Below are 25,793 nucleotides of genomic sequence, written 5' to 3' on the forward strand. Positions count from 1 at the left end.
CTCACTATTTCTTTATATGTAGTGCATGTGTTAAAAAATCTAGTACTTCTGCCTTTTGTAGCTCGACCTGCTCATCATCTTTATGATCATATAAATAAACTTGTTCCGCTGCTGATTCAACAAGAGCAATAAATAACTTCGCTGTTCGCTCTGCGTGAACCGAATCACGAATTTCACCGGCTTCTTTCGCCCCACTTAAAAATTCACTTAGCCACATATAAAGAGGCTCATACACAGCTTCCCATTCTTTTATATGTTCCGTAGATGCAAGACCTGCATACATTAAAGCTTGTATTTCACGATATTCCTCTATAAAGTGAAACACCGCATCGATTACTTGTGCCACTTTATTTGAAAAAGGTACATCTTTTTGTACTTTTTCTTTCACTGCAAGTATCATCTTTTCAACCATCACTTCTGCTATTGCAGGCATAACAGATAGCTTAGAAGGAAAATATAAATAGAAAGTTCCTTGCGCAATGCCAGCTAATTTCACGATATCAGAAATCTTCGTTTTTTCGACGCCCTTTTCCTGAAACACTTCAATAGCTGCATAGACAATTTTCTCTTTTTTATTCATCATCTAAACCCTTTCACACGCGTATTGAATGACTGTCACTCATTTTATAAGATAATCGATTGTACTGTCAATGATAGTGAACTCTAAGAGGAAATCATTTTTTTATAATAAAATCTCCTAATAAACAATTAGGAGATAAAAATACAATATATCTTTAAGAAAGTGCCTTTAATCCTGTCACTCCACATACAATAAGAAACACACTAATGATACGCGCTTTACTTTTCGACTCACCAAACAAGAACATGTTTAACAAAACTGCACCTGCTGTTCCGATACCAATCCAAACCGCATACGCGACACTTACTTGTAAAAATAAGAAGGAAGTATACAAAAATGCGAAGGATGTAGCAAACCCACCTATATAAATCGCACCATTGGCTAATGTCTTATCTTTACTATACATTTTAAGTCCTATCACACCGACTATTTCACTAATTGCAGCACAAAATACGAAAAACCAACCCATTTTTAAGCAGCTCCTTCCACAGTTTCTTCTTTATTGTCAGCTAACTTTAAACCGATAACACCGGCTACTACCATAAGAATGAAGAATAGTTTCCCTGCGCTGAAACTTCCACCGAAAAGAAATACATCCATTAAGAAAGTACCTACCGTACCAGCTCCGGCGAAAATAGCATATACAGTTCCTGTTGCAAGATGCTCACACGCTTTAGAAAGGAAGTGAAAATCAACAGCGATAACTCCTAAAATAATAATCCAATGCCACCAAGTATTAGCCGTATTAAAACCAAACACCCAAAAAATTTCAAAGATACATGTTAATATGACATATAACCAAGCTCTATTTTTCATACCTCTCACCTCTTATGACTGACTATCAGTCATTTTTATTTTAAAAAAATATACTCTTTCATCAATACTATATAAAAACAAATATCATCCTCATTTACCATTTATATTTGTTCCGTTTCCAAGTAAACTGCATCCTGTCATACAAAATGACTGAATGTCATTCATATATATTGTACATGAACATTTTAAAAACTGTCAATGCCGAAAGTTTATTTAAAATTTCTTTCATCTGATTTGTATATTTCCTAATAATCTGTCAATAATGCTAGTAACATAATATTTTCTCCACTCCCCCTTGGAGAGATCCCTTGAATGGAGCAGTTAGCTTTTGCTAGCTGCTCTTTTTTCCTTTTACTTCATCCAACATACCGAACCATCGCCACTTCATCACAATAATCAACCTTTGGACAATGTCTACAATCAATCCATACTTTCTCTGGTAACGCCTCTCTATTCACAAAATCAAACCCGCACTTTTGAAAAAATTCCGTTTCATATGTTAAAGAAATGACTCTATTCACTTTTATTTTCGCTGCTTCATTTATTACATGGTTCACTAACATACGCCCTATCCCTTTTCCTGCATATGTATGCGAAACTACTAACGATCGTATTTCTGCAAGATCTTCCCCCAATACATGCAATCCAGCAACTCCAACAATTTTCTCGTCCTCTTTCATAACATATAAACATTGCAAATATTGATAAAGAGACAAAAGAGAACGTGGTAAAACAACTCCCTCTTTTGCATAAACCTCAATAAGACTATAAATTTCTTTCACATCACTCGTCACCGCATTACAGATTTTCATATTACATCCCCTTGCCCTCGATATTAATATTTATAACTTAAAATGAATTTTAATTCATAATTTTATATAATAATACATCTCTCTTTTCTCCTCGTCAATCAATTTATACAAACAAAAAACCAAGCAATCTAATCGATGCTCGGTTCCTCATTTCGTATCGGCAATACTGTCGAATATTTAATTTCACGAAGTGCTAAACTTGTCTGTATCCTTGTAATACCAAGCTTATTCAGCTTTCTAATAAACTGCTCTAGTTCTTTACGATCACGATTTGCAACCTTTAATAAATAATCGTACTCTCCTGTTAAACAGTGACATTCTAACACTTCCGGCATCGATTCTAATTCTTTCTCCAACACTTCCAACTTGTCAAATTGATGAATATTCGTACTCATAAAAATAAAACATAATAAATCAAACCCAAGCTTTTCTTGATTTAAAATCGCGACTTGCTTATCGATGAAACCTTCCCCATCCAATCTTTTTATTCTTGCATGCATCGCAGCCGGTGATAAATTAACGCGACGTGCCAGCTCTGCATTACTTACTTGTGACTCCTTCTGCAATATATCTAAAATTTGTACATCCAAATCATCCAACACTTTAATAACAGACGACTCCATTACAATTCCCCCTTTTTTCTTACCGATGATTATTCGAAAAAACACCTTATACCTTACACAAAACTGAATATCATTCCGTAAATACCATTCATAACTAAAGATTTTATCGAGTTTTCATCATTATACAAAAGAATATATTACAAAATAAAGAAAAATGCTAAAATTATTTACAATTCGTATTGATTACAAAAAAGGGGATTTTAGCATGCCTTATTTTTACGTCTTTTTACTATTACTAACGAGCTTATTATGGGGAGGAAATTTTGTCGTTGGAAAATCACTCGTCGATCATGCATCGCCGATGACACTGACAAATTTAAGATGGATGATTGCGATTGTTTGTTTATTACCGATGGTATGGTTTAAAGAAAAGAAAATCCTTCCACCACGTACCGCAATACTTCCTTTAATATTGATGGGAATTTCAGGGGTCGCTCTTTTTAACATCTTTCAATTTTTAGCATTAGAAAAAACATCCGCTACGAATGTAGGTCTTATCTCTACATTGAATGCAATTTCAATCGCATTATTTTCAGTATTATTTTTAAAAGAAAAAGTAAATACACTTCAAATCCTATCCATGATTCTTTCATTCTTCGGGGTTATCCTCGTCCTATTAAAAGGTGATTTCTCGCTTTTATTTTCACTACATTTTAATAGCGGCGATTTATGGATGATTGCAGCAGTTTGTATTTGGGGAATCTATTCTGTTTGTAGTAAATGGGCAACAAAAACAACTACACCACTTATGGCAACGTTGTACTCTGGTATTTTCGGCGTTATTTTATTACTACCGTTTAACATAGGTAGCTTCACTGTTTCAAATATAAATACTTCTTTCATCACATCACTTTTATATACTGGACTTATTTCGACAGTTCTTTGTATGGTATTTTGGAATATTGGCGTACAAAAATTAGGCGCAACTACATCAGGTATTTTTCTAAACTTCAATCCAATTTTCACAGCCATTTTAGCATTCATATTCCTCGGAGAAGAATTAACGTGGATACAAATTTTAGGAACAATTGTCGTTGTAACAGGATGTTATTTATTTTCTCATTTCAAAACTGTCGCTGTTCAGCCTGTTAGACCTTTAATGCGAAAACATCCTTAATGAAAAAACATCGTCATCTGGGTTGGCGATGTTTTTATTTACTCTTCATTTCTTTTATATACTGCTTTTCCTCTTCTGGCGATAAACGTTCCGTCGCCTTGCCAGTATCTCCACCTTCGAGGTTCCATAAAAAGTTATGCTCCTCAACAGTTTGAGAAAAATCTCCTTTTTCCCATCTGTTTATAATAGAAAATAACTTCATTTTATATTGAAAACCTGTACTATTTTCAATATCCCTTTTTACATTAGAAATTTCCTTTTTTGTCATTTCTACAAATCCCCATTTTTCAGAGGATTTTACCTTTTGGTGCACCATTTTATGCATGGTAGAAATAATTTCACCTTCACTAATTTGCGGGACTTCTTCTGCAGCTTTTTTCTCTTTTTCGTTTGCCGCTCGCTCGGTTTGAATATTTTTATTTTCTTTTTCCATATATGCAAGCAATTTCTTTCCGCCAACTATAGAAGAGATGATTACAATAATGGTAATACATATACCTACAATCCATTTAAAAAGCATTAGCTCTTCATCGCTTCCCTAACAATATGACTATCTACATATTGCTTAAACTTCACGATTTTTCCATCTTCAAGCTGCCATACATGAACAAATTCTGCTTCAAATGATTTTCCTGTTTCTTTATAAACTCCAGAATACATACCTTCTGCAATAATTACATCTTTTCCGTTTACCTCATGATATGTATTTACACTTGCTTTATAATCATCCCAGTCTGATCCTAAACGGCTAAATACATTTTCCATTATAGCTTCTACGCCTTTATATGTTCCGCCGTATGGGAAACCTTCTGCCTCTGTCCATTCCACTTTTTCAGAGAAGGCTTCTGCTAAATGCTTTGCATTCGAAGAAGCTGATCCTTCATACGTGCTTTGAATAATTTCTAAATTTGATTTAGGCATATTACTTCCTCCCGTTTATTTATTTTTACACAAGATGTAACCCAAACAGTTACATCTTGTGTAAAAAAATATTTAAATTATTTTATTCTTAATTCATCAGTTGTAATCATTATAGTTACAATATTTCTTCAAGTCAACAATTTATAAATAAAATTTACTTCGTTTTCATTACTTTCTCTTTTAAGAAACGATCTACATATCCTTCTGCTTTTACTACGAATAAATACGCACCCATTGATAATAATGCAAGATCTAATTCATATCCTGGATTCTTTCCATCTCCTAATAAACCAGCTGCTCCATTTACCTTTACGATAGCTCCAGCTAAAATAAGAGCGAATAACAATCCTACATATCGTACACCTAAACCGATAATTAATAATATACCACCAACTAATTCAACTGTTGCTACGCCGTATGCAAGGCCACCTGGTAAACCGATGCTTGTAAACCATCCTGCTACGTTATCGATACCTGATTGAAACTTTGCTAAACCATGTGCAAAGAACGTAACTCCTAACACGATACGAATAATTAAATTCCCAATATATTGATTCATTTTGAACTCTCCTTTTTGTTTTGTTATGGTGAACTTTTATTTACAAGTCAAAACAATACGGTATTTTATTTCATTCGTCAAATACTTTTTTAAAGAAAACAAAAAACATTATCCGTTTTACGGATAATGTTTTCCTACAAAATAGCGCTAATTCAAGCTTTTATTCTATCGCATAGAAAAAGTTGAAACATTTTTCCAGCGCCAATATAAGGTAGTAAAGAAACGTCCTCTTCCACAACCATTCCAACAACATTCACTTTCTCATCTACAGGTAAATCATGTGTAGCAACTTGCATCTCCCCTGCATATCTACCGTACAATTCATTATCAATTGTAATGCTGCCTTTCTTTCTTACAATTGTATGCATCGGCTGTAACACCACTCTATTTCCTTCCCTTGATTCTACAGATCGAATAACATCACGAGCCGGATCTAGTCTATTTGTATGCACTTGCTCCACCACTTTTAATACTTCTTTATCAGTTATAAATGATTTGTAACGCAATGGAATAATCCCTCTACTTGCACTAGCTACTTCTTGCATACTTTCCAAACTCGCGCTTATATCTCCAATCAACACTTTATCAACACCACAATCTTGAACAAGTTCTACGTACGCTTCAAGCGGGCGCATATTGCGATGTTTTTCTAACGTTGGTAACCCTTCATATAACGGACCACGTTTTTCCGCATCTCCTGGAATAAATGCCATCGTCTTTATTCCGCACTTCTGTAAATATTGATTTTGTTTTTGTAAGAAGGACTTTGCTAGTCCCGTCTCTGGACGTGGGTAAAAATTATGCCACGCTTCTACATTCTCTACTCTTATATGTTCTGCAAGTAACTCTTTCCAAAATGACTTTGTAATCGTACTCGCATTTAAAGCTACTTTCATCTTGTGAGATACGCGGGCGATTTCTTTTGGCGTGATACCATAGTCCATTCTTAAACCGGTAATGCCCCAGTTCAATAACTCTTCCACATTTTCATATGTTAGCCCTAAATGGTGTAACGATTTTGGAAAAACATCAACCATTAACTCCATTTCATTTTCAAGAGCCTGCTTCCCAAGTATCTGAATTAACTCTTTATACGTACCAGGATCATCCTCTGGTATATGAAGTGATGTAAAAATAGACAAAAATCCATTTTCCTTCGCCACTTTTAGCCACTCTTCTTGTTTCTCTACTCGTTCTTTTGAAAGATAAATGGAAACTCCGATCATATAAATCTCCCTTTCTATTAATAGAAAAAGAGAAAGGAATCCCTTTCTCTATATGTTTTCTGCCATTTCTTCTTTAAATCCGAAGAAGTACGTAAAGATAAATCCGAAAGTATATGCAATTACTAAACCTAAGAAATATAGTAAATATTTATTGTCAGCAATTAACGGAATTAAAGATAGCCCTGATACGCCAATTCCAAGTGAAGCCGTTTGCATAACTGCTTGGAATGCACCACCGACAGCCGCTCCTAAACAAGCAGTAATAAACGGTTTCCCAAGTGGTAATGTAACCCCGTATAATAACGGCTCACCAATTCCTAAAAAGCCAACTGGCAATCCACCTTTAATTACATTTCGAAGTCGTTTGTTTTTTGTTTTCACATAAATCGCAATTGCTGCGCCCACTTGGCCAGCACCAGCCATTGCGAGTACTGGTAATAAAGGTGTTACGTGTGTTTGATTAATAAATTCCATATGAATTGGTGTTAAACCGTGATGCAATCCGACCATAACGAGAGGTAAAAATGTTCCCGCAAGTACTGCGCCAGCAAATGCTCCGCCAATATTTAAAATCGCATTAATTCCGCTCGTAATACCATCTGATAAGAAACCTGCTAATGGCTGAATGGCTAACATTGTTACAATACTTACAACTAATACAGTAATGAGTGGTGTCACGATAATATCAACTGCATTCGGCACTGCTTTTCGAACTTGTCTTTCCACTACAACCATAAGCCATGCTGCAAAAATAACTGCGAACAATCCGCCACGTCCGGGCACTAATGCTTCACCAAACAATTTTACGTTTGCCATCGCTGGGTTGAAAATTAAAATGCCAGCAATTGCCCCAAGAACCGGTGTCCCGCCGAACTCTTTCGCTGTATTCCAACCGACTAAAATTCCTAAGAATGTAAAGATACCGCCGCCAATGAGTAGTAACATTTGTAACCACGTTGCATTTGGATCAGCACCAGCGTTTTTCGCAAAGTTAGCAACCCCGTTTATAATTCCTGACGCAACAAGTCCTGGAATTAACGGAATGAAAATACTTCCTATTTTTCGTAAAAAGTTTTTCACCGGTGTATTATTTTTCTTCTTAATCTCTGATTTCATCTCTTGCCCAATATCTTCAAGGTGATGATCTGCTACCTCACCAATTCGTAGTCCTGTTAAGCCTTCCATTTCAGCTGCTACTTTATTTACTGTTCCTGGACCAACGACAACTTGAAGCGTCTCATCTTCTATAACACCCATAACGCCTTCAACTTTTTTTAAAAGGTCCATATTTACTTTACTTTCATCATGAAGCGTTAATCGTAGTCTCGTCATACAATGAGCAATACTACGAATATTTTTTATTCCTCCAAGTTGCTCCGAAATTTCCTTGGCCATTCTCTCTTCTTTCTTCATAATAGAATCCCCCTCCCTATTATTTTATAGTGCTTTCTTCACAAACCCTTTAGCGTATTTTAGTTTCTCCAGTGCTTCCCCATATTCACACTGCAACAACACCATAACAATGGCAGCTTTTACGTTACGTTCTGCCTTTTCATAATACTCTGCCGCTACTTCATAACTAGCGCCTGTTGCTTCCACAATAATTCGTTTTGACCGTTCTACTAACTTTTCATTTGTGGATTGAACATCTACCATTAAGTTTTTATATACTTTTCCTACACCAATCATCGAAGCTGTTGAAATCATATTCAACACTAATTTTTGTGCTGTACCAGCTTTTAAACGCGTTGATCCTGTTAATATTTCTGCACCTGTCTCTACTTCCACATTTAACTTTGCATATTTACTTATTTCAGCATTTTTATTACAAGAAATACTCGCTGTACTCGCTCCTACACTCTGTGCGTATTTCAAGCCGCCAATTACGTAAGGAGTTCTGCCACTTGCAGCAATTCCAATCACTGTATCTTTCTCATTTAATCCAATACTTTTTAAATCTTCTTCTGCTAACTCTTCGCGATCTTCGGCACCTTCCACCGCTTTAGTAAACGCTTTCAATCCACCTGCTATAAATCCTTGCACCATTTTATCATCCGTGCCAAATGTCGGCGGACATTCCACTGCATCTAGAATACCTAAACGACCACTCGTACCAGCACCAATGTAAATTAAACGTCCCTCTTCTTCAAAAGATTTAATAACAGTCTGTACAACCTTTTCAATTTGTTCTATCTCTTTTTCAACTGCTAACGCAACAGTTCGATCTTCTTCATTCATACTTTGCAACACTTCTTTTATGCTCATCTCATCCAAATTCATTGTTTTCTCATTACGATGTTCTGTCGATAAATTTTCTAACATATTGCCACCCTCTTTGAAATTATATTTCACACTTTTATTATAACTTTAAGAAACTAAAAATCAATATCCCTTTCTTATTTTATGAAATAAAATTTCACAACATGACATATTTGTGTCAAAGATAATAAAAAAGATGAGTCTCCTCATCTTTTCTTCTACTTTAACTTCCGTAACCGCAACGCTTCTTCTCGCGTCTCCATAAATTGATCCAATACTTTATTACCAATTCGGTTGAAAGTAATCACATATAAAGCATCAATCATATTCAGTTGCGTCATTCTCGACGCAATACTTGCAATACGATGATCTTGTTCTACATCTGGCATACAAAGACGAATGTCCGCTTCTTTATATAAGGGGGATGATTGATCTAGCTTCGTAATTCCAATAACAGTTGCACCTTGTCTCTTTGCATACTGCGCCATTTCAAGCACATCTCTCGTTCGACCAGATGTTGAAATCGCAACAAATATATCGCCTTCTTTTAAATTCGTCACAAGCGGCAACATCATATGAAAATCAGATAGCATCATCGCTGTAAATCCAAGCCGTGTAAATTTATACGCCCCATCCATTGCTGGCGTAGCTGATCCACCTACGCCGTAAAATATAATTTTACCCGCATTGACAATACGATCTGCAGCTTTCTCAAGTTCCTTCTTATCTATCGCAGTAACGCTCGCCTCAATTGCAGCTTTATTCACATAAGTGACTTTATTAAACAAATCGTACGGTCCATCTTCCGTATTCATCACTGAAAAATCGTTAATATTATAATCAGCAATCGTTAATTCACGAACGAGTGCTATCTTAAATGCTTTAAAACTTCCGATCCCAATCGACTTACAAAAACGAACGACACTCGCCTCACTTGCGCCTGCATTCGTTGACACTTCTTTCGTCGTTAAGTTCGGAACAATCTCTGCATTCTCCATTATGTACATGGCAACCTTCTTTTCAGCTGGTGAAAATTGATCCATATTACTTTCAATTTTAAATAGTAATGTTGAAGCTTTCACTATTTAACCTCCACTTCTTACGGTTGCGTTCACTTATTTTCTCTTGCTTCAAGAAGGTAAAAACCATCATCGCCAGGAGGATGAAACACATTTACAATGCGATTCCCTTTTTGATAAACAGTTCTTTCTCCTTCTGTCCACTTCTCTTTCCAACCGTTCATCCAAATCGCAACATCAGGTAAAAAAGCAGTATATTTCAGCTTCTGACCGTACTCACCATCTGCTTCTTCCGAAAAAATAGAAACCGGAAAATCTTTCACTTTTGATTCTTTCCATGCAGTAAATGGTATACATACTGCAATAAGTACGATTACACCGATAACCTTCTCCTTCGTAATCTTCACACTTCCCTCTCCTTGTCATATCACATACATAGATTTTACCATAATTACAAACCCTTCATGCTATATGACCATTGCTTTTTGGAATAAAAAAAGAGCTTACCTACATCAGATAAGCCCTTCCTCTCTATACAAAATATTTCTTCAAAAGTGGCGGTGTAATAATCGTCGTCAATATAACCACAATAACAATCGCTGTGAAATTTTCTTTCGCTAATAAATTCGCCGTAAGTCCATTTGCTGCGATGATAAGTGCTACTTCACCACGTGATACCATCCCCGCGCCAATACTAATAGAAGATTGGAGATTAAAACCTGTCAATCTCGCTCCTAACCCTGATCCAATTAACTTTGTGAAAATCGCAATGAGGGTCATAATAATAATGAACCAAAGCTGGCTTCCAATGCCTTGAAATGTAATTTCCATTCCGATACTTACGAAGAATACTGGAACAAATATTGCATAAGCAATCGGTTCAATTTTATGTTCCACTTCATGCTTATACTCTGTTTGAGAGATAGCAATTCCTGCTGCAAATGCTCCAATAATGCCTGCAATTCCCATCATTTCACTGTAATAAGAAAAAGAGAAGCAAATAATAAGAGCCGCGCTAATTAACGCTTCTGTTACACGAAGCGGGACAAGCATTTTCATAATCCAAGGAACGACTTTCCAAGCAATAAAAACAATACTTACAAAGAAAATAATTTTCTTTGCAATGACAAGTGTTATATTTACATCTTGTGTTCCTAAAAAACTCATTACAAATGCCAATAAAATAACGACAATGACATCATCAAATACGGCAGCACCTAAAATTGTTGTACTTTCTCTCGTATTCATTTTTCCTAAATCACGTAGCGTCTGCACCGTAATACTAACCGATGTTGCGCAAAGTAATAATCCTAAAAAAATGGCATGGGACTGCATTAATCCAAACAGCAATCCTGTTACATAACCACCGATGAAAGGAAAAATAATTCCACCAGCCGCTACTGCAAATGACGATTTCAAATTCCGATTTAACTCTTCTAAATCTGTTTCAAGTCCCGCCATAAACATAAGTAACAAAACACCAATCTCACTCAGTTCATCAATTAGTTCAGAACTATTAATAATACCGAGTACAGCTGGACCGATAATAATACCGACAATTAACTTACCAAGTACAGAAGGCTGACCAAGTCTCACGCTAATGTCACCAGCTAATTTCGTACAAAGTAAAATGACGACAAGTTCAAAATAAAATAACATAGCATCTGCTCCTACTTTAACTTTAATCAGTGGGTCGTTAACCCCCGTTCATTTCTGCAAGTAGTTTCCCCTATTGATCCGAATTTTATTTTTCATATTTTTATTTGACAAAATATTCTGAATTATATTAAGATTAATCCAGCAATTTTAAAAAACTACATACCATAACTGTACCTCCATTTCCTTACATACTCTTTTTTAATGGGCTCATACTATAGTCGCAGTTATGGAAATGAAAAAACGGGGGGAGAGTCCAAAGTGAAGTCATTATTACGAAAAAAAGCGCTTAGTACTGAATCACCAAAGCAGCTAGATAGAACATTAACTGCACTCGATTTAACGTTTTTAGGGATCGGCGCCGTAATTGGGACAGGGATCTTTGTATTAACAGGTATTGTTGCAGCAAAACATTCTGGTCCTGGTATTATGCTATCATTCCTTATTGCTGCATTTACTTGTGCTTGTGTAGCCTTTTGTTATGCTGAATTTGCTTCTTCTATTCCTGTCTCAGGAAGTGTGTATACTTACGCATACATGACAGTCGGAGAAGTCGTCGCCTTCATCGTCGGATGGTGTTTAATGCTCGAATATTTACTTGCCGTTGCAGCAGTAGCTGTCGGTTGGTCTGGTTATTTGCAATCATTACTACAAGGGTTCAATATACACCTACCCGCCATAATCGCCTCGGCCCCCGGCGTAGGAAAAGGTGGTCTCATCGATTTACCAGCTGTCTGCATTTTACTTCTTATTACTGGTCTTTTAAGTTTTGGTATACGTGAAAGTGCACGCATTAATAATATTATGGTTCTTATTAAACTAGCTGTTATCATTGCCTTTATCGTAGCAGGCGCAAAATATGTAAAACCTGAAAACTGGACACCGTTCATTCCATTCGGATACGACGGTATTATTACCGGAGCTGCCACTGTATTCTTCGCCTTTTTAGGTTTTGATGCAATCGCAACCGCTGCAGAAGAAACGAAAAAACCGCAGCGTGACTTACCAATTGGTATTATCGGTTCTCTTCTTATTTGTACTGTTTTATATATGATCGTATCTTTCGTTTTAACAGGTATGGTTCCTTATACGCAATTAGACGTTTCTGATCCAGTTGCATTTGCATTGCATTTCGTTGGTGAGGATGCAATTGCAGGACTACTCGCTGTTGGAGCGATGACTGGAATGACAACCGTTCTCTTAGTCGTTATGTATGGACAAGTTCGAGTTTCGTATGCGATGAGCCGTGACGGTCTACTTCCAAAAGCGTTAGCACGTGTAAATAAAAGAGTAAAAATCCCTTTATTAAATACGTGGATTACTGGCGTTATTGCCGCTTTATTAGCAGGACTTTTAGATTTACATTTGCTAGCAAATTTAGTAAACATCGGTACGTTAACAGCCTTTACATTCGTTTGCTGCGCGGTACTTATTTTACGAAAAACACATCCTGATTTAAAACGTGGATTCCGTACACCTTTCGTACCTGTATTACCAGTTGTCGCGATTCTTTGCTGTTTATATTTGATGGCTAATTTATCTAAAACGACATGGATTAGCTTTATAGCTTGGCTTATAGTCGGTTTATGCTTCTATTTCTTCTACTCTAGAAAGCATAGCCATTTAGCTACCGAAAAAACGAATGATGAACAGAAAAAAGCATAACAAAATAGCTCGCCGTTTTAGCGGCGAGCTATCTTTCTGTACAATTATATTTTTTCGTTAACGATTGTAAAATGAAAAATATGCCGATGCAAGCTGTAAACCACGCCCAATTTCCTATTGGTGTAGAATATTTAAAAACGCCAATACCTACAAGCACTATGAAAATGATTACTTGATATATGAGCTTCCACTTTTGCATATATTCCCTCCTTTACTTCGTTCCCTTCTTTTTATTCTTCCAGGCATTCAAACTATCAAAGAAAAAGTTAATAAATAACGTTCCTAGTCCTGCTAATAAGAAAGTCATTAAAAATAAAACCCAAATACTTTTCTCTTTTAAGAAATAATATCCTACAAGGAGCACAACCGCGATCCATACATATTCAAGAATTCTTTTTAGCTTTTTCTGTTCCAAATTATTCGCTCCTTCTTTCTATGCTACTTTTAGTATAACAAAAAAGAAGCCTATCATGATAAGCTTCTTTTCTTCTCTCTTATTTGTTCATACTTTTTTCAACGAGTGAAATCGCATATTCTAATGTACGATTCATCGTTTCTACCTGTGCATCTTTTACCTTCGCATCTTTTAATACAGCTTCTGCAACTGTAATTTTTTGTTGCAATGATTTCACTGAACCATCTGTTACATTTACGGCTTGCGCTTTCTTCACTACTGCTTTTGCAGATTCAATATTGATCTGTAATTTTTCTTTCGGTGTTTTTGGTTGTTCTTCTGCCACTTTTGATTGTACGAATGTTACATTAGCTGTTTTTAATTCGTTATATGTTTGAATAATTTGTTCCCCAGTACTTCCTACATTTTCAAATGCTTGCTTAGCAGTGTTATAGCTTTTTTCTAGTTCTTGAAATGCTTCCTTTGAATATTGACCTGGCTTACCACCAAACTCATACGTACCATCTAACACTTCCTTTACTTTTCCTAGCTCCTCATATAATGCGTTGACTTGCTCTAACTTCGTACGGTTAGAAAATTCATTGTACGCTGCTAATACTTCTGAAGAACTTAACGCTTTACTATATAATTTTGCAAGCGCGATTTGACCGTTTAATGGAATGCCGCCATTTCCATTGCTATCAGGATCCGCTCCAAATGCAAATGGTACGTTCGGGCTATAAACTTTTCCTTGAGCTAACTGACTATTTACTTTTTTACCATCTACGTAAATTGCCACTTCGCTTCCGTTATATGTTCCTGTTAAATGATACGTTTTGTTCGCTTCCAATTGAACGCCAACACGTTTGTAGCTACCGCCAATGTGAGCCCATAATTCAACATATCCACTTCCTGTAGACTCAAAACCAATTCCGCCGCTCTCTGTATTTTGCAAAATACCTTGTCCGCGAATTTCATTCATTGAAAACACAGTTTCTAACGTAAACGTATTTGCTATTTTCTCTTTTTGTGCTGCTGAAAATGGAATATATCCAAATGTATTAGCTTTTCCATTTAACTTCATAACATTCTTTTTCAATGCTTTATCATATTCAATAGTCACATTACCCTTCAATTCACCTTTTGTACCAAATGGTGAATTGTCTTTAAATGTACCATCTGAGAAATTCACATCAAAAATATCAGCCTTTGGTACTTTCACATTCGGATCAATGTTATCTTTTTTCGTAGTAATTTCTGCCGTTAACGGTTGCACACTTTCATTACCAAATGAATCAATCGCGACTACTTCAAACGTATATGTTCTCCCGCCATCTAATCCTGCAAGTGTAAATGTCAGTTCTTTCGGCACTGGGTCACGATAAAACTCTGAAAATGCTAGTAATTTATTTTTTATTTCTCCAGTTTGCTTATCTCTAGCTTGTACGCGATAAGAATGAACAAGAAGGTTGTCCAATGCTTGCATGAATGTTACTGTTGCTGCATTTTCTGTTACATTCGATACTGATAACTTTGCATCTTTTGCAAAAGATGGCTTTTCTTTATCACGATCTTCTACATGTGTAAAAGTTTCTTTCTTTGATGGCAACTGAATTTTCCATGGCTCGCCTGTCCAAGAATTCGTATGGAAATCGCGTCGATTAATCGTTACTTCTTTATCGTCTACTTCTACTAATAAACCTTGGCTTAATGCACGCGATTCTGAAGGAATATTCCCTTGCACTTTGCCACCCTCTACCTCCATATAGCTTACAGAAGAGGTACCAACAGATGTAAAGTCCTTTTGATGAATCGATCTTGGATCATCTAGTGGATAATGCGAATGACCTGAAAACGTAATGACTTGTGGATATTCTTTTAATACTGCATTAATTTTTGCACTATCCTTCGTTCCCCATTCTTGGCTACCGTACACTGTATCTTTAATATGTTGATGTAAAAATACAAAAATCGGTTTTTCTGGATCATCTTTTTGCGCCTTTGCCATTTCTTCTTTTAACCAATTAATTTGTTTGTCCGAATAATACCCATGTGTCGTTTCATTTTCTGGAGACATTACGATAAAATGATACCCTTTTACCACTTTATGATAATAAATTGATTCCATTCCTGTTTTTTCTAAGAAACGCTTCTGTGCTCCCTCTACTGATAAACCGTTCCAATAATCATGATTACCTAGAGAATTCATTCGTACCGCATCTTTATTTGCATTGTCATTATACACTTGCATGAAACGATCATATTGCTGCACAGACCCTGAATCAGTAAAATCACCTACAATAACAAAAGCATCTTGCTTTGGTGCGATTGAATTAAATTGCTCAATTGCTCGTTTCCAGCGGAACATATCATCCGTTTTATTATCTTTAATATGCACATCACTTACAACTGGGAAAACGATTTTCTTCTCACTTGATGCCTTTTCTTGCTTTTTCTCTTCCGCTTTGACTGATGTACTCCACGGAAATGATACAAATGCTAATACAAAAACCATCAATAATCCAATAAGACCTTTTACTTTTCGTAAAGCAATTCTTTCCACGTGAATCCTCCTCATAATAATTGATTCATTACAAGGGCTATTTTATCTAATACATGTTAATGTCGTTTAAATAACAAATGAACTTTATTAGATTTTTGTAAATATACAGTTAATTAGAAATTAAGTCCAACATTCCTCGTACTATTGTATACAACCACCTTTTGTCTAAAAGAGTCTGATCATTCTTTTCCTATGACTATTCACATATAATCTTTTCTATAACACTAATGATAAGTTAAGGTTTAAGCCTATTAGACAATCTTAATTTTTAATATTTCCTTCTTTTTTTAACACATCGGCCATGCTTTTACATTTAATAGTAGTAAAAGACCACTTAAAAGGAGGGGTTGTATTGAAGAATAAAAAAAATATCGGCTGTTTCGCTCCTTTATCTATTATTTGTCCAGCCCCTTGTCCACCGCCCCCTCCTCCAAATCCAAATTGCGAGCGAGTAACAAATGAATTTGCAGGGAATTTCCTTATAACTAATAACACCATTCCTTCTACCAAAGATGCATCACAATCAATGATACTGTGGCAAAGTGATGGGATACTACTTATATCAGGTACTGTTTCGGTTTACAATAGTACTAGCAGCACAGAATCAATTACAATTCAAATCGTTGGAGCCGCAACCAATATTTTCACTGTGTTTCCTGGTAATACAATATCGTACACAGGAAAAAACTTACAGTCAGTCAGTATTATCAATATAACAAGTAATCCTTCACTATATTTAGAAGGCAAGTACTGTTGCGAATTTACATGTTGCTTATAGAATACCAATTTCATTACTTTCTCAAAAAAAAAGCATACCGTTCACGGTATGCTTTTTATGAGATTGGATAACGTACTGTAATACAAAACTCACCTTGATTAACAGTCGTTCCTGTCGTAGTAATTCGGACAGTAGTAAAATATCGGACAGTGAAAGTACCACTACTTTGTGGTTGTACAGTAATTGTATCAACTACTGTTGCCCCTACTAAAAAATCAACTGTAATCGGGTTGGCTCCCACATCGTATTTCACGTAACCTGAACCATATACTTCTTGCGTGATATTATTTGTATATACAATTTGAGTACCAGCACCTGTAATAGACCAGTCTGTACATACTTGGTCTTGCACAAGTGTTTTATTAGAACAACAAGACAAACTGGAACTTCTCATTCCCATTTTGAACCTCTCCTATTCTGCTATGAAAGTGGATAACGTGTTGTAATACAAAATTCTCCCTGATACGTTCCAGCAGGTGTTGCAGGTAACACAACTTGTATACTATCAAAGCGGCGATACGTAAAAGCAATACTCGTTCCTGGGTTTAATGTTTGTGTATCAATTGTACCCCCAGCAGAATCAAGTACCTCTACAGTAATTGGGCCTGGTCCAACATCATATTTAACAAAACCAGTACCAACTACGTTTTGGTTAATATTATTTGTATAGAGAACATTATCAATTGCTGTTGCAACTACAGTAGCAGACCACGGACTACACACTTTATCTTGCACATAATTTTTATCTGGACAACAAGTTAATGCTGACCCTGAGCACTCACAAGACATAGTTGTTTCCCCTCTCTCTTTTATATTCCCTATATGTGTATGTCCCTCAGAGTCTTTTGCCTGTACTATTCATCTATTTTCAAAAAATATTCAAATGACTAGATAGATTCCGTTTTATTTCTTTTCTTCATATATTTATAGACAAAGATACTAGCAACGATAAGAATAACGCCTCCTAATATCGGTAGCATATATTGCCCAACAACGTCCGCTGCTTTTTCCCAATGAGGACCTAATTTCATTCCAAAATAAACATATAAAGTCGTTAATGGGAACATTGCTACAAATGTATATATACTAAATTTCCATATGTTCATTTTCGCCATACCACACGGAACAGAAATAAGCGTTCGAACTCCTGGCACAAAGCGTCCAACAAATGCTACAACCGGTCCATATTTCTCAAAGAAATCATCTGCTTTTTGAATTTGTTCTTCTTTAATGAAGAAGTATTTCCCGTATTTTATTAATAGAGGACGACCGCCGTAATAACCGAGTGCATATAACGTTAAAGGTCCTGTCGTTCCGCCAAGGGTTCCGGCTAGTACAGCAAGCCAAAAATTCATATCTCCCTCGTACACCCAATAACCAACCATGGGCAAAACTACTTCTGCTGGAATAAATTCAAACGTTAATGCTAACACAACTCCAAAATAAGAAAACTGCTTTAAAAACTCGATTATATCTAAAATAATTTGCTCCATATTTTTAACTCCTATCCTACGTTTACGTTATGCTTTTCTTGTAATTGAACTGGCGCCATTTTTACAATTCGGTTCAAAATAAATAACACAATTCCAATATCATCTAAAATACTGATAAACGGTAAGAAGTCTGGAATTAAATCGAGCGGCATCGCAACATAACCAACTAAAAACGCAATAGATAAAATTTTCTTCTTTATTGAAACCTCTTTTGAAGTGAAAAAGTCAAATAGAAATGGAACAAATCGGCGAACATGAAATACAACTCTTAATCTACTAATAAGTTTTTTCATTTTTATATCTCCTCTCTTTGTATACAAAAAGGACCCTACCAAACATGGTAAGGGTCCTAAAAAAGACAATAAGGGGCCTTTACCATTGCTGGTAAAGGTCTCACTAACAACGGAACGTTGCCAATAAAGCCGAGGGTTTCTCCCTGTAATGACGACTTTACTGTAATAAGTTACTCCCCTTTATAGACAATTTTATACACTCACATTAAAATATTTCGAAGGGCTTGTCAATATATTTTATATCTCAGGCTCTCCCGCTTACTCTTCACTAAAAAAGCAAATAAACGTATAGGAAATTTCTTACTATCTCATAATATACATAATCATTTGTAAGGAAAGGAGAGACTTCATTTGCATACCGTATGGAAAGGTGCACTCTCACTTGGATTATTAAATATAGGAATTAAACTATATAGTGCTGTAGAAGAAAACGATATAAAATTTTTAAGTCTCCATAAAGAATGCTTAACACCTATTAAATATAAAAAATTTGCTCCCGATTGCACGGATGAAGAAATCGATGATACAGATATTGTAAAAGCCTATGAATACGCACCTCATAAATACATTATTATAGATGAAAAAGAATTGGCTGAATTACAAAAAGCTCACGAACCACGCTCCATTCGTATTATATCTTTTGTCCAAAATAACGAAATCGATTCTGTTCTTTATGACCGTTCTTATTTTATAGGCCCTACCCCAGGACATGAAAAATCATATTTATTATTAAAAGAGGCTCTTGAACGTACAAATAAACTTGGGCTTATTCATATTTCTATTAGAAAAAAACAACATTTAGCTATTATCCGTAACTTTGAAGATGGGCTTATGTTACAAACTATTCACTATCCTAATGAAATTCGCGATACAACAAATACACCTAACTTACCAAGTAATGAAAATTATCCTATTCAAAAACAAGAACTCACAGCAGCAATTAATTTAATCCACCACCTTACAAATCCTTTTGAACAAGAAATGTATACAGATGAGTATAAAGAAGCACTTACCGAACTAATCGAAAACAAAATTGAACAACAGGAAAAAACCGAAACAATCTCTCCAACTCCAAACATCATCAATATTATGGAGACATTACAGGCAAGTATTGAACAAGCGAAAATAAAAAGAGAAAATAAAACAGAAAAAGAAGCCAAATAAAATTGGCCTCTTTTTTCTTTAAAGCGGATTACATTTTGGTATCTCAAGTCCAGATGATTGCGCTAATTTTAATAAGTAATAACATTCTTCTCTTGCCATATGATCCGCCATTCTAGCAGATAATGTACTTAATATTTCATTCGATAACTCTAGCTCTTCAACTTCATGGAGAAAATGTGAAAATAATTTCAACTCAAGTGAAACATCTTTTGTAAACTTCTTTAATGCAGGAAAATGATGAAGCTCTGTCCGTAAATACCCTGTCATCTCAACTGCCTTTAAGTAAAATTTTTCAAAGTGCTTCGTGAATTCTTCACTTTTCTCTTTTAATCTTTTTTCAACAAGATCTAGTCCACCAGAAATAGATCCTGCATGACCAGCCGCATCTGTTAACCAAACGAGGTGATAATGTAATTCATGAAAAACAGGCGGAACTTCTCCTTTCTTTAAAAATTCTAACACTGTTATATACTCTTCTACTTCGTTTACCATATGATTGATGAAAGTTGGCGTAAAATGAATAGTGATTTTTCCCTCGAGTTGTTTCTGTATAATACTTAATTTAAACATTCTTATTTCCTTTGCGGCTCGTTCTGCCTCTTTTGAAAATGTAATGAGATTCACATTATGTACTTTATTTAAAAGATTCGTAAATGTTTCAAGAAAATAAGCGGCCTTCTTTATATCCTCTTTTTCCTTCGGAGCTAATGCATCAAGTAAAAATTGCGAATGATCAGTAAGAACCTTTAGCCAAAATTGATGCTCAAACAACGCACTTTCTTCATAATTTCTCTCCACTAAATCCCCTCCTTTTATTCGGCCTTCTCTATCACTTGAAGTTTGTATCCATCTGGGTCTTGTACTACAATACTCTTCTCACTTTTGTTTTCCATATATAAAATTTCATAAAACGCTAGCTTCTTTTTTAACTTCTCTATGTTAGAAATCGAAAATGTTAAACCATCGCATGAATTCGTAACACTCTTCTCTCTTCCTCCTAACATGCGATTCATAACAAAACTAATTCTCGTTGAATCGGCATCATACCAAACACCTGTAATATCTAATTGCGGCCTCAATGAACTAGGTGTTATTCCTAAAATTCCTTCGTAAAAATACAGAGTTTCCTTTAAGTTCTTTACTTCTAACACAATTAAATTTTTTACATTCTCCACATTCATTCCCCCTGCACTTATTACTTTTTTATATGTGTCATAAAGGCCTATTATGTCTGAATATAATACGTAGTAATGAACATTTAAGGAGGTTTATTCGTGAATAAATATATGAGATCATTCGTGCCCTATCATAGTCCTCTCGATCCTTGTCCTCCTATCGGAAAAAAATATTATTCTACTCCTCCTAATTTATTTTTAGGCTTTCAACCGCCAAACTTACCGCAATTCACGCCAAAAGAAGCACTACAAAAAGGGACTTTATGGCCTGTTTTTTATGACTATTATGAAAATCCTTATAAAAAAGGGCGGTGACTACTGACGTGACTCAATCGCTACCAGAAGAATACTATCAGCTTTTACTGGAGCTTCAAGAACTGGACTTTGTACTAGTTGAACTCACTCTTTATTTAGATACACATCCAGATGACACCGCTGCGATTAATCAATTTAATGATTTTTCCTATAAACGGAGAGTATTAAAACAAAAGATGGAAGAAAAATACGGACCACTCCAACAGTTTGGAAACAGCTATTCTAATGCCCCTTGGGAATGGAGCAAAGGTCCTTGGCCATGGCAAATATAAAGGAGAGAAACTATGTGGATTTATGAAAAGAAATTACAATACCCAGTTAAAGTGGGAACTTGCAATCCAGCACTTGCAAAATTATTAATTGAGCAATACGGCGGTGCAGATGGCGAGTTAGCTGCTGCACTACGTTACTTAAATCAACGTTATACAATTCCTGATAAAGTCATTGGCCTTCTTACTGATATTGGCACAGAAGAATTTGCTCACCTTGAAATGATTGCTACGATGGTTTATAAGCTGACGAAAGATGCGACTCCTGAACAGATGAAGGCAGCTGGTCTTGACCCTCATTACGTCGACCATGACAGCGCTCTTCATTACCATAACGCTGCTGGTGTTCCATTTACTGCAACCTATATACAGGCTAAAGGTGATCCAATTGCCGATCTATACGAGGATATTGCAGCTGAAGAAAAAGCACGCGCAACATATCAATGGCTCATTAACTTATCAGATGATCCAGATATAAATGACAGCCTACGCTTTTTACGCGAACGAGAAATTGTCCATTCACAACGTTTCCGAGAAGCAGTTGAAATTTTAAAAGAAGAACGTGATAAAAAAATATTTTTTTAAAACATGTATCCTAGCGGTATGTGTTTTTTTATGTTAAAAGTTAAATCCTTCCTATTAAACATATAAATAGTATATTTATTCGATTTAATGCATTATTTTTTAATATTTTCAAAATTCCCTATTGCTTTCTAATCATCAGACCTTTAAAATAATAACAGTTACTCGACAAATTATTTGAATTTTCGACAAAAAATACTCATTAGGAGGATTTTCTTTATATGCGTACAACTTTAAAACCAGCGCAAATACTTTCGATTAGTTTATTACTATTCGCAGTTTTCTTCGGTGCTGGTAATATGATTTTCCCGCCCCTTCTTGGTCTTTCTTCCGGAGAAAATATGTGGGTTTCCATTACAGGGTTTATTATTACAGACGTCGGTTTATCTTTACTTGCTATCGTTGCTGTTGCCCTTGCTGGTGGTAGTTTTAACACTTTAGCGAGCCGTGTTCATCCAAAATTCGCAGCAGTATTCGCTATCATTATTTATCTTTCAATCGGCCCACTATTTGTTATTCCACGAACTGGATCTGTATCTTATGAAATTGGGATTGTACCACTTTTCCCAGATCAATGGTATTCTATGTTAGTTTTTAGTGCGATTTTCTTTACAGTCGTTTACTTCTTATCATTAAATCCATCCAAGCTAGTAGATCATATCGGTAAAATATTAACGCCAATTTTACTTGTAATTATTGCAATTATGGCAACAAAAGCGATTCTTTCACCAGGAACGTTTGCAGAACCTATCGGTGACTATAAAGACATCCCGTTTTTCAAAGGATTTCTTGAAGGATTTTTAACGTTAGATGCAATTGGGGCTCTCGTACTATCAACAATTGTTGTAAATGCAATTCGTCAAAATGGTATACAAGAGAAGAAATCTATCGCAAAATATACAATCATTTGCGGAAGTATCGCTGCTCTATTCTTAACAATTGTTTACTTCTTACTCGGTTATATTGGAGCTTCAAACGGAAACTTAGGACAATTCGAAAACGGTGGGCAGCTATTAGCTACTGTTATGTATCAATTCTTTGGGACAAGCGGTAATATTTTATTAAGTATCGCCATTATCTTCGCTTGTTTAACAACGGCAATTGGTGTTGTGAGTGCATTTGCAAATTACTTCACAACAGTGCTAACAAATGTTTCATACAAAAAGCTTGTACTATACGTTTGTATCTTTAGTTTCGTTATTTCAAACTTAGGATTAAGCTTATTAATTAAAATCACATTACCTGTATTAATTATTTTGTACCCAATTACGATCATTTTAGTTTTCGTATCATTTATCGATAAATATACGAAACGTAAACCTTCTGTCTACATTGGAGCGATGATCGCAGCGTTTATTATTAGCTGTATTCATGCACTTGATAATGTGGAAATGATACCAGATTTTATCGCTAATATCGTACACACCATTCCTTTTTATAACTTAGGAATTGGCTGGATCATTCCAGCAATAATCGGTGGTATAATTGGATACTTTATTCCGCAAACAGAAGCTGCAGGTGAAGTTTCTACAAAATAAAAAAAAGAAGCAAGCATGAAATCCATGCTTGCTTCTTTTTCTCTTCACATCGTATGTTTAAAAGTAAATAAATCTTCTTTTGACTGCACAACAGATTGTTCCGCTTCTACTACGTCCTTCTTTATCTCTCCTCCTAATCTTACTTTCAACATCGCCTCTTCTATACTTTTTACAATCATATTTCCTGAAAAAATAGTAAGTCCAAAAAATGTAATCGGAACGAGAGGGATCCACGGATTCACTGTTAATGATCTAAAATAGACTCCAATTAAGCCTGACCATTCATGTGTGTATGATTCTATTTCTTCTATCGGTCCTAAAAACTGAACTGTTCCGCCAAAGAATATTTCTAGTAACCCTAAGTGCAGTAAAATAGTAAGAGTTTGCGTAAACTGCTGAAAAAATACAAGTATAAACGTCATATAGAGATGTGGGAAAATATGCTTTATAACAATATGCCTTCTCGATCCACCTAATATGCACGCAGCTTCAATAAATTCTTCGGTTCTCAACTTACGGACTTCCTTCGCAACATACAGTGCAATAACTGGCATCACAAGCATTACAAGTAATAAAACTTGAAACGAAGCCCTTTCAAAAAAGGTTGTTGTTTCCTCTCCACTCCCAAATGCATTTGCAAAGTGAAGAAAAAAGTACGCAATCATAACTGTTGGAATAACTGTAAAACTATCAAAGAAAGCCTCAATTTTTGAAAACCCTCTTTTTACATATGTTCCAAGCACAACACCAAAAAACACACCTATCACCATTCTAAGTGCCGCAATTAAAATAGATATACCAATCGTCCACTTCGCACCTTCAATGACTAAATGTAACAGGTCGTATCCTTTCCGGTCTGTCCCGAGTAAAAATTGTAATGAAGGTGAAAACGGTGGCACTTGTGGATTTTCATCTGCATCATATTGCAATGTAACTTGCCTAATGTGTCCATCATTCCATAACGTATTTCCGATGCTCAAAAGAACTAATATGAGAAGAAACCCAATACTTATCCAAAATCTTTTATCGCGTTTTATATACATCCACATATTATAATCTCTCCTTCATCGCAGTTGGAATGAAATAATGAAACAGCTTGAATAAAATAAATATCGGGATATATATAAGCAGCATACTAACGATGAAAACCTCAACTCTAATACCCTCATACGATTTCAAAAACATAAAAATACCACCCGTATTAAAAATCCATTCTATAATATATAAATTAGATAACATAAAAAAGATATTCGTTTTCGCAAAGAATAATGTACTAAGCAACACATTTCGTAAAATATGACGATTTAAAATATGAAAACGCCCCAGCCCTTTCGCCTTAGCAAATAGTACATAATCTTTTTCTAGTTCATTTTCAAAACGAATCACTACCATTTTTACAAACATAATCGTAGTCGGGATGCTCAAACACAATATTGGCAACCCTCTAATCGACTCGCCTCCAATTGACGCAATTTGAAAAGGTAAAAAACCTGTTTGTTTAAAAAACCATACAACTAAGATTTGTGATACTAAAATAAGAAGAATATCTGGAATGGATTCTAGGAAGATAAGAAATGATTTAATTCGATGTTGTATACGCGGTGAACTACTCATAATTACATAAACAATGCAAAATGCTACAAATAATGAAATGAAAAAAGCAGCCAAAAAAATAATAATCGTTTCTTTATAATGGACGAACAACTGTGGAAATAAAAATTTACCTCTCACATATTGCAAATTGGAAATATCCATTAAGTTCACAAACACTTCTTTTAAAGTCTGTATGTACTTTGATACATCCACCTTAAATCCATAAAATAATTTCGGCAAAGCCCCTAAAATAATAATCCCCAAAATCGAAATAAGAAATTGAATCGTCACTTCCATTCCATTTAGAAAAACTTTTTTGACCACGTTTTCCCTTCTCTCTATATATAATTTACCCCCTAATTTTATTCTTAATTTTCAGAATT

The 25,793-nt window shown here is 35.4% G+C and carries 34 protein-coding genes; 8 read left to right on the forward strand and 26 right to left on the reverse strand.

All coding sequences use genetic code 11. The features are described from left to right. Positions 1 to 4 precede the first annotated feature (4 nt). The 5 genes from DN403_RS17410 to DN403_RS17430 form a co-directional block, all read right to left on the reverse strand. Entirely contained in the window at positions 5 to 583 is a 579-nt protein-coding gene (locus tag DN403_RS17410; protein ID WP_002162922.1) for a TetR/AcrR family transcriptional regulator, read from the reverse strand. Between the two features lie 151 nt (positions 584 to 734). After that, positions 735 to 1,049, reverse strand: a complete 315-nt coding sequence (locus tag DN403_RS17415; protein ID WP_000539671.1) for a DMT family transporter — start codon at positions 1,047 to 1,049, stop codon at positions 735 to 737. Between the two features lie 2 nt (positions 1,050 to 1,051). Further along, a complete protein-coding gene (locus DN403_RS17420; protein ID WP_000796018.1) occupies positions 1,052 to 1,396 on the reverse strand; it encodes a DMT family transporter in 345 nt (114 codons plus the stop codon). A 356-nt stretch (positions 1,397 to 1,752) separates the two neighbouring features. Next, the gene (locus tag DN403_RS17425; RefSeq protein ID WP_000686659.1) at positions 1,753 to 2,208 is read right to left on the reverse strand and encodes an N-acetyltransferase; all 456 of its coding nucleotides are present in this window, start codon (positions 2,206 to 2,208) and stop codon (positions 1,753 to 1,755) included. Positions 2,209 to 2,336: 128 nt separating this feature from the next. Continuing rightward, on the reverse strand, positions 2,337 to 2,831 hold the full coding sequence (locus DN403_RS17430) for an Lrp/AsnC family transcriptional regulator (protein ID WP_000446097.1): 495 nt from the start codon (positions 2,829 to 2,831) through the stop codon (positions 2,337 to 2,339). Positions 2,832 to 3,036: 205 nt separating this feature from the next. Between DN403_RS17430 and DN403_RS17435 the strand changes: the two genes are divergently transcribed. After that, complete coding sequence (locus DN403_RS17435; protein WP_001146241.1) at positions 3,037 to 3,948, forward strand: DMT family transporter; 912 nt, start codon at positions 3,037 to 3,039, stop codon at positions 3,946 to 3,948. Positions 3,949 to 3,982: 34 nt separating this feature from the next. Here DN403_RS17435 and DN403_RS17440 read toward each other — a convergent pair whose 3' ends face one another. The 9 genes from DN403_RS17440 to DN403_RS17480 form a co-directional block, all read right to left on the reverse strand. After that, a complete protein-coding gene (locus DN403_RS17440; RefSeq protein ID WP_137073543.1) occupies positions 3,983 to 4,468 on the reverse strand; it encodes a PRK06770 family protein in 486 nt (161 codons plus the stop codon). After that, positions 4,468 to 4,869 carry a nuclear transport factor 2 family protein gene (locus DN403_RS17445; protein ID WP_001126696.1) on the reverse strand — a complete coding sequence of 134 codons (402 nt, stop codon included), beginning with the start codon at positions 4,867 to 4,869 and terminating at the stop codon, positions 4,468 to 4,470. The genes DN403_RS17440 and DN403_RS17445 overlap by 1 nt, the downstream gene beginning before the upstream one ends. 154 nt (positions 4,870 to 5,023) lie before the next feature. Beyond that, positions 5,024 to 5,428, reverse strand: coding sequence for a DoxX family protein (locus DN403_RS17450; RefSeq protein ID WP_001077751.1), 405 nt, complete (start codon positions 5,426 to 5,428; stop codon positions 5,024 to 5,026). Between the two features lie 152 nt (positions 5,429 to 5,580). Next, the gene (locus DN403_RS17455) at positions 5,581 to 6,654 is read right to left on the reverse strand and encodes a DUF871 domain-containing protein (RefSeq protein WP_149185645.1); all 1,074 of its coding nucleotides are present in this window, start codon (positions 6,652 to 6,654) and stop codon (positions 5,581 to 5,583) included. Between the two features lie 48 nt (positions 6,655 to 6,702). After that, positions 6,703 to 8,067, reverse strand: coding sequence for a PTS transporter subunit EIIC (locus DN403_RS17460; RefSeq protein WP_000711295.1), 1,365 nt, complete (start codon positions 8,065 to 8,067; stop codon positions 6,703 to 6,705). A gap of 24 nt (positions 8,068 to 8,091) precedes the next feature. Next, a complete protein-coding gene (murQ, locus tag DN403_RS17465; protein WP_000892345.1) occupies positions 8,092 to 8,976 on the reverse strand; it encodes an N-acetylmuramic acid 6-phosphate etherase in 885 nt (294 codons plus the stop codon). Positions 8,977 to 9,131: 155 nt separating this feature from the next. Next, positions 9,132 to 9,995 carry a MurR/RpiR family transcriptional regulator gene (locus tag DN403_RS17470; protein ID WP_000648168.1) on the reverse strand — a complete coding sequence of 288 codons (864 nt, stop codon included), beginning with the start codon at positions 9,993 to 9,995 and terminating at the stop codon, positions 9,132 to 9,134. A 29-nt stretch (positions 9,996 to 10,024) separates the two neighbouring features. Continuing rightward, positions 10,025 to 10,339 (reverse strand): hypothetical protein, encoded by a 315-nt coding sequence (locus DN403_RS17475; RefSeq protein WP_000704960.1) that lies wholly within the window; start codon positions 10,337 to 10,339, stop codon positions 10,025 to 10,027. A 124-nt stretch (positions 10,340 to 10,463) separates the two neighbouring features. Continuing rightward, positions 10,464 to 11,591: a cation:proton antiporter gene (locus DN403_RS17480; protein WP_000899807.1), complete on the reverse strand. Its 1,128-nt coding sequence runs from the start codon at positions 11,589 to 11,591 to the stop codon at positions 10,464 to 10,466. Positions 11,592 to 11,792: 201 nt separating this feature from the next. On the opposite strand from DN403_RS17480, the gene bcaP reads away from it, so the two are divergent. After that, a complete protein-coding gene (gene bcaP, locus DN403_RS17485) occupies positions 11,793 to 13,253 on the forward strand; it encodes a branched-chain amino acid transporter BcaP (protein WP_003276830.1) in 1,461 nt (486 codons plus the stop codon). 28 nt (positions 13,254 to 13,281) lie between these two features. On the opposite strand, the gene DN403_RS31215 is transcribed toward bcaP, so the two are convergent. The 4 genes from DN403_RS31215 to DN403_RS31780 all read right to left on the reverse strand — a co-directional run bounded on the left by DN403_RS31215 (position 13,282) and on the right by DN403_RS31780 (position 16,720). Beyond that, positions 13,282 to 13,452, reverse strand: a complete 171-nt coding sequence (locus DN403_RS31215; RefSeq protein ID WP_001174833.1) for a hypothetical protein — start codon at positions 13,450 to 13,452, stop codon at positions 13,282 to 13,284. A gap of 12 nt (positions 13,453 to 13,464) precedes the next feature. Continuing rightward, entirely contained in the window at positions 13,465 to 13,668 is a 204-nt protein-coding gene (locus DN403_RS17490) for a hypothetical protein (RefSeq protein WP_000435797.1), read from the reverse strand. Positions 13,669 to 13,747: 79 nt separating this feature from the next. Beyond that, complete coding sequence (locus DN403_RS17495) at positions 13,748 to 16,210, reverse strand: LamG-like jellyroll fold domain-containing protein (protein ID WP_149185646.1); 2,463 nt, start codon at positions 16,208 to 16,210, stop codon at positions 13,748 to 13,750. Positions 16,211 to 16,471: 261 nt separating this feature from the next. Then, positions 16,472 to 16,720, reverse strand: a complete 249-nt coding sequence (locus DN403_RS31780; RefSeq protein WP_003276823.1) for a hypothetical protein — start codon at positions 16,718 to 16,720, stop codon at positions 16,472 to 16,474. Between DN403_RS31780 and DN403_RS17500 the strand changes: the two genes are divergently transcribed. Continuing rightward, on the forward strand, positions 16,608 to 16,988 hold the full coding sequence (locus DN403_RS17500; RefSeq protein ID WP_229172956.1) for an S-Ena type endospore appendage: 381 nt from the start codon (positions 16,608 to 16,610) through the stop codon (positions 16,986 to 16,988). The two genes, DN403_RS31780 and DN403_RS17500, sit on opposite strands and share 113 nt — an antisense overlap. A gap of 55 nt (positions 16,989 to 17,043) precedes the next feature. On the opposite strand, the gene DN403_RS17505 is transcribed toward DN403_RS17500, so the two are convergent. The 4 genes from DN403_RS17505 to DN403_RS17520 all read right to left on the reverse strand — a co-directional run bounded on the left by DN403_RS17505 (position 17,044) and on the right by DN403_RS17520 (position 18,774). After that, positions 17,044 to 17,388, reverse strand: a complete 345-nt coding sequence (locus tag DN403_RS17505; RefSeq protein WP_000525819.1) for a DUF3992 domain-containing protein — start codon at positions 17,386 to 17,388, stop codon at positions 17,044 to 17,046. 20 nt (positions 17,389 to 17,408) lie between these two features. Next, the gene (locus DN403_RS17510; protein ID WP_001277542.1) at positions 17,409 to 17,777 is read right to left on the reverse strand and encodes a DUF3992 domain-containing protein; all 369 of its coding nucleotides are present in this window, start codon (positions 17,775 to 17,777) and stop codon (positions 17,409 to 17,411) included. A 98-nt stretch (positions 17,778 to 17,875) separates the two neighbouring features. Continuing rightward, on the reverse strand, positions 17,876 to 18,481 hold the full coding sequence (locus DN403_RS17515; protein WP_000435017.1) for a DedA family protein: 606 nt from the start codon (positions 18,479 to 18,481) through the stop codon (positions 17,876 to 17,878). An 11-nt stretch (positions 18,482 to 18,492) separates the two neighbouring features. Next, positions 18,493 to 18,774 carry a YkvA family protein gene (locus DN403_RS17520; RefSeq protein ID WP_149185647.1) on the reverse strand — a complete coding sequence of 94 codons (282 nt, stop codon included), beginning with the start codon at positions 18,772 to 18,774 and terminating at the stop codon, positions 18,493 to 18,495. A 351-nt stretch (positions 18,775 to 19,125) separates the two neighbouring features. Here DN403_RS17520 and ku point away from each other — a divergent pair, with 351 nt between their 5' ends. Next, positions 19,126 to 19,938: a non-homologous end joining protein Ku gene (ku, locus tag DN403_RS17525; RefSeq protein WP_149185648.1), complete on the forward strand. Its 813-nt coding sequence runs from the start codon at positions 19,126 to 19,128 to the stop codon at positions 19,936 to 19,938. Positions 19,939 to 19,956: 18 nt separating this feature from the next. Here the strand turns inward: ku and DN403_RS17530 are convergent, their stop codons facing one another. Both DN403_RS17530 and DN403_RS17535 read right to left on the reverse strand, forming a co-directional pair. Next, positions 19,957 to 20,736: a DUF2935 domain-containing protein gene (locus DN403_RS17530; RefSeq protein WP_000440984.1), complete on the reverse strand. Its 780-nt coding sequence runs from the start codon at positions 20,734 to 20,736 to the stop codon at positions 19,957 to 19,959. Between the two features lie 14 nt (positions 20,737 to 20,750). Continuing rightward, positions 20,751 to 21,119: a VOC family protein gene (locus tag DN403_RS17535; RefSeq protein WP_149185649.1), complete on the reverse strand. Its 369-nt coding sequence runs from the start codon at positions 21,117 to 21,119 to the stop codon at positions 20,751 to 20,753. 93 nt (positions 21,120 to 21,212) lie between these two features. Here DN403_RS17535 and DN403_RS17540 point away from each other — a divergent pair, with 93 nt between their 5' ends. The 4 genes from DN403_RS17540 to brnQ2 all read left to right on the forward strand — a co-directional run bounded on the left by DN403_RS17540 (position 21,213) and on the right by brnQ2 (position 23,817). Continuing rightward, positions 21,213 to 21,428, forward strand: a complete 216-nt coding sequence (locus tag DN403_RS17540) for a spore coat associated protein CotJA (RefSeq protein ID WP_001046257.1) — start codon at positions 21,213 to 21,215, stop codon at positions 21,426 to 21,428. Between the two features lie 8 nt (positions 21,429 to 21,436). Continuing rightward, positions 21,437 to 21,700 (forward strand): spore coat protein CotJB, encoded by a 264-nt coding sequence (locus DN403_RS17545; RefSeq protein WP_000194492.1) that lies wholly within the window; start codon positions 21,437 to 21,439, stop codon positions 21,698 to 21,700. A 12-nt stretch (positions 21,701 to 21,712) separates the two neighbouring features. Next, positions 21,713 to 22,282: a spore coat protein CotJC gene (gene cotJC, locus DN403_RS17550; protein WP_000265275.1), complete on the forward strand. Its 570-nt coding sequence runs from the start codon at positions 21,713 to 21,715 to the stop codon at positions 22,280 to 22,282. Positions 22,283 to 22,500: 218 nt separating this feature from the next. Then, positions 22,501 to 23,817, forward strand: a complete 1,317-nt coding sequence (brnQ2, locus tag DN403_RS17555; protein ID WP_001260941.1) for a branched-chain amino acid transport system II carrier protein BrnQ2 — start codon at positions 22,501 to 22,503, stop codon at positions 23,815 to 23,817. Between the two features lie 44 nt (positions 23,818 to 23,861). On the opposite strand, the gene DN403_RS17560 is transcribed toward brnQ2, so the two are convergent. Both DN403_RS17560 and DN403_RS17565 read right to left on the reverse strand, forming a co-directional pair. Continuing rightward, on the reverse strand, positions 23,862 to 24,866 hold the full coding sequence (locus DN403_RS17560; RefSeq protein WP_000266973.1) for an ABC transporter permease: 1,005 nt from the start codon (positions 24,864 to 24,866) through the stop codon (positions 23,862 to 23,864). Between the two features lies 1 nt (position 24,867). Further along, entirely contained in the window at positions 24,868 to 25,734 is an 867-nt protein-coding gene (locus DN403_RS17565) for an ABC transporter permease subunit (protein ID WP_000239690.1), read from the reverse strand. Between the last annotated feature and the right edge of the window lie 59 nt (positions 25,735 to 25,793).

Source organism: Bacillus sp. AY2-1 (assembly GCF_008368965.1).
In the GTDB taxonomy this organism is placed as follows: domain Bacteria; phylum Bacillota; class Bacilli; order Bacillales; family Bacillaceae_G; genus Bacillus_A; species Bacillus_A thuringiensis_S.

What these genes read in the sequence shown, in the direction of transcription:
- DN403_RS17440 (WP_137073543.1), bottom strand. Translation starts at nt 4,468, where the DNA reads ATGCTTTTTAAATGGATTGTAGGTATATGTATTACCATTATTGTAATC.
- DN403_RS17520 (WP_149185647.1), bottom strand. Translation starts at nt 18,774, where the DNA reads ATGAAAAAACTTATTAGTAGATTAAGAGTTGTATTTCATGTTCGCCGA.
- DN403_RS17480 (WP_000899807.1), bottom strand. Translation starts at nt 11,591, where the DNA reads ATGTTATTTTATTTTGAACTTGTCGTCATTTTACTTTGTACGAAATTA.
- murQ (WP_000892345.1), bottom strand. Translation starts at nt 8,976, where the DNA reads ATGTTAGAAAATTTATCGACAGAACATCGTAATGAGAAAACAATGAAT.
- DN403_RS17535 (WP_149185649.1), bottom strand. Translation starts at nt 21,119, where the DNA reads ATGAATGTGGAGAATGTAAAAAATTTAATTGTGTTAGAAGTAAAGAAC.
- bcaP (WP_003276830.1), top strand. Translation starts at nt 11,793, where the DNA reads ATGGGCTCATACTATAGTCGCAGTTATGGAAATGAAAAAACGGGGGGA.
- DN403_RS17445 (WP_001126696.1), bottom strand. Translation starts at nt 4,869, where the DNA reads ATGCCTAAATCAAATTTAGAAATTATTCAAAGCACGTATGAAGGATCA.
- DN403_RS17505 (WP_000525819.1), bottom strand. Translation starts at nt 17,388, where the DNA reads ATGGGAATGAGAAGTTCCAGTTTGTCTTGTTGTTCTAATAAAACACTT.
- DN403_RS17450 (WP_001077751.1), bottom strand. Translation starts at nt 5,428, where the DNA reads ATGAATCAATATATTGGGAATTTAATTATTCGTATCGTGTTAGGAGTT.
- DN403_RS17515 (WP_000435017.1), bottom strand. Translation starts at nt 18,481, where the DNA reads ATGGAGCAAATTATTTTAGATATAATCGAGTTTTTAAAGCAGTTTTCT.
- brnQ2 (WP_001260941.1), top strand. Translation starts at nt 22,501, where the DNA reads ATGCGTACAACTTTAAAACCAGCGCAAATACTTTCGATTAGTTTATTA.
- DN403_RS17425 (WP_000686659.1), bottom strand. Translation starts at nt 2,208, where the DNA reads ATGAAAATCTGTAATGCGGTGACGAGTGATGTGAAAGAAATTTATAGT.
- DN403_RS17420 (WP_000796018.1), bottom strand. Translation starts at nt 1,396, where the DNA reads ATGAAAAATAGAGCTTGGTTATATGTCATATTAACATGTATCTTTGAA.
- DN403_RS17510 (WP_001277542.1), bottom strand. Translation starts at nt 17,777, where the DNA reads ATGTCTTGTGAGTGCTCAGGGTCAGCATTAACTTGTTGTCCAGATAAA.
- DN403_RS31215 (WP_001174833.1), bottom strand. Translation starts at nt 13,452, where the DNA reads ATGCAAAAGTGGAAGCTCATATATCAAGTAATCATTTTCATAGTGCTT.
- DN403_RS17415 (WP_000539671.1), bottom strand. Translation starts at nt 1,049, where the DNA reads ATGGGTTGGTTTTTCGTATTTTGTGCTGCAATTAGTGAAATAGTCGGT.
- DN403_RS17560 (WP_000266973.1), bottom strand. Translation starts at nt 24,866, where the DNA reads ATGTGGATGTATATAAAACGCGATAAAAGATTTTGGATAAGTATTGGG.
- cotJC (WP_000265275.1), top strand. Translation starts at nt 21,713, where the DNA reads ATGTGGATTTATGAAAAGAAATTACAATACCCAGTTAAAGTGGGAACT.
- DN403_RS17430 (WP_000446097.1), bottom strand. Translation starts at nt 2,831, where the DNA reads ATGGAGTCGTCTGTTATTAAAGTGTTGGATGATTTGGATGTACAAATT.
- DN403_RS17435 (WP_001146241.1), top strand. Translation starts at nt 3,037, where the DNA reads ATGCCTTATTTTTACGTCTTTTTACTATTACTAACGAGCTTATTATGG.
- DN403_RS17410 (WP_002162922.1), bottom strand. Translation starts at nt 583, where the DNA reads ATGATGAATAAAAAAGAGAAAATTGTCTATGCAGCTATTGAAGTGTTT.
- DN403_RS17460 (WP_000711295.1), bottom strand. Translation starts at nt 8,067, where the DNA reads ATGAAGAAAGAAGAGAGAATGGCCAAGGAAATTTCGGAGCAACTTGGA.
- DN403_RS17455 (WP_149185645.1), bottom strand. Translation starts at nt 6,654, where the DNA reads ATGATCGGAGTTTCCATTTATCTTTCAAAAGAACGAGTAGAGAAACAA.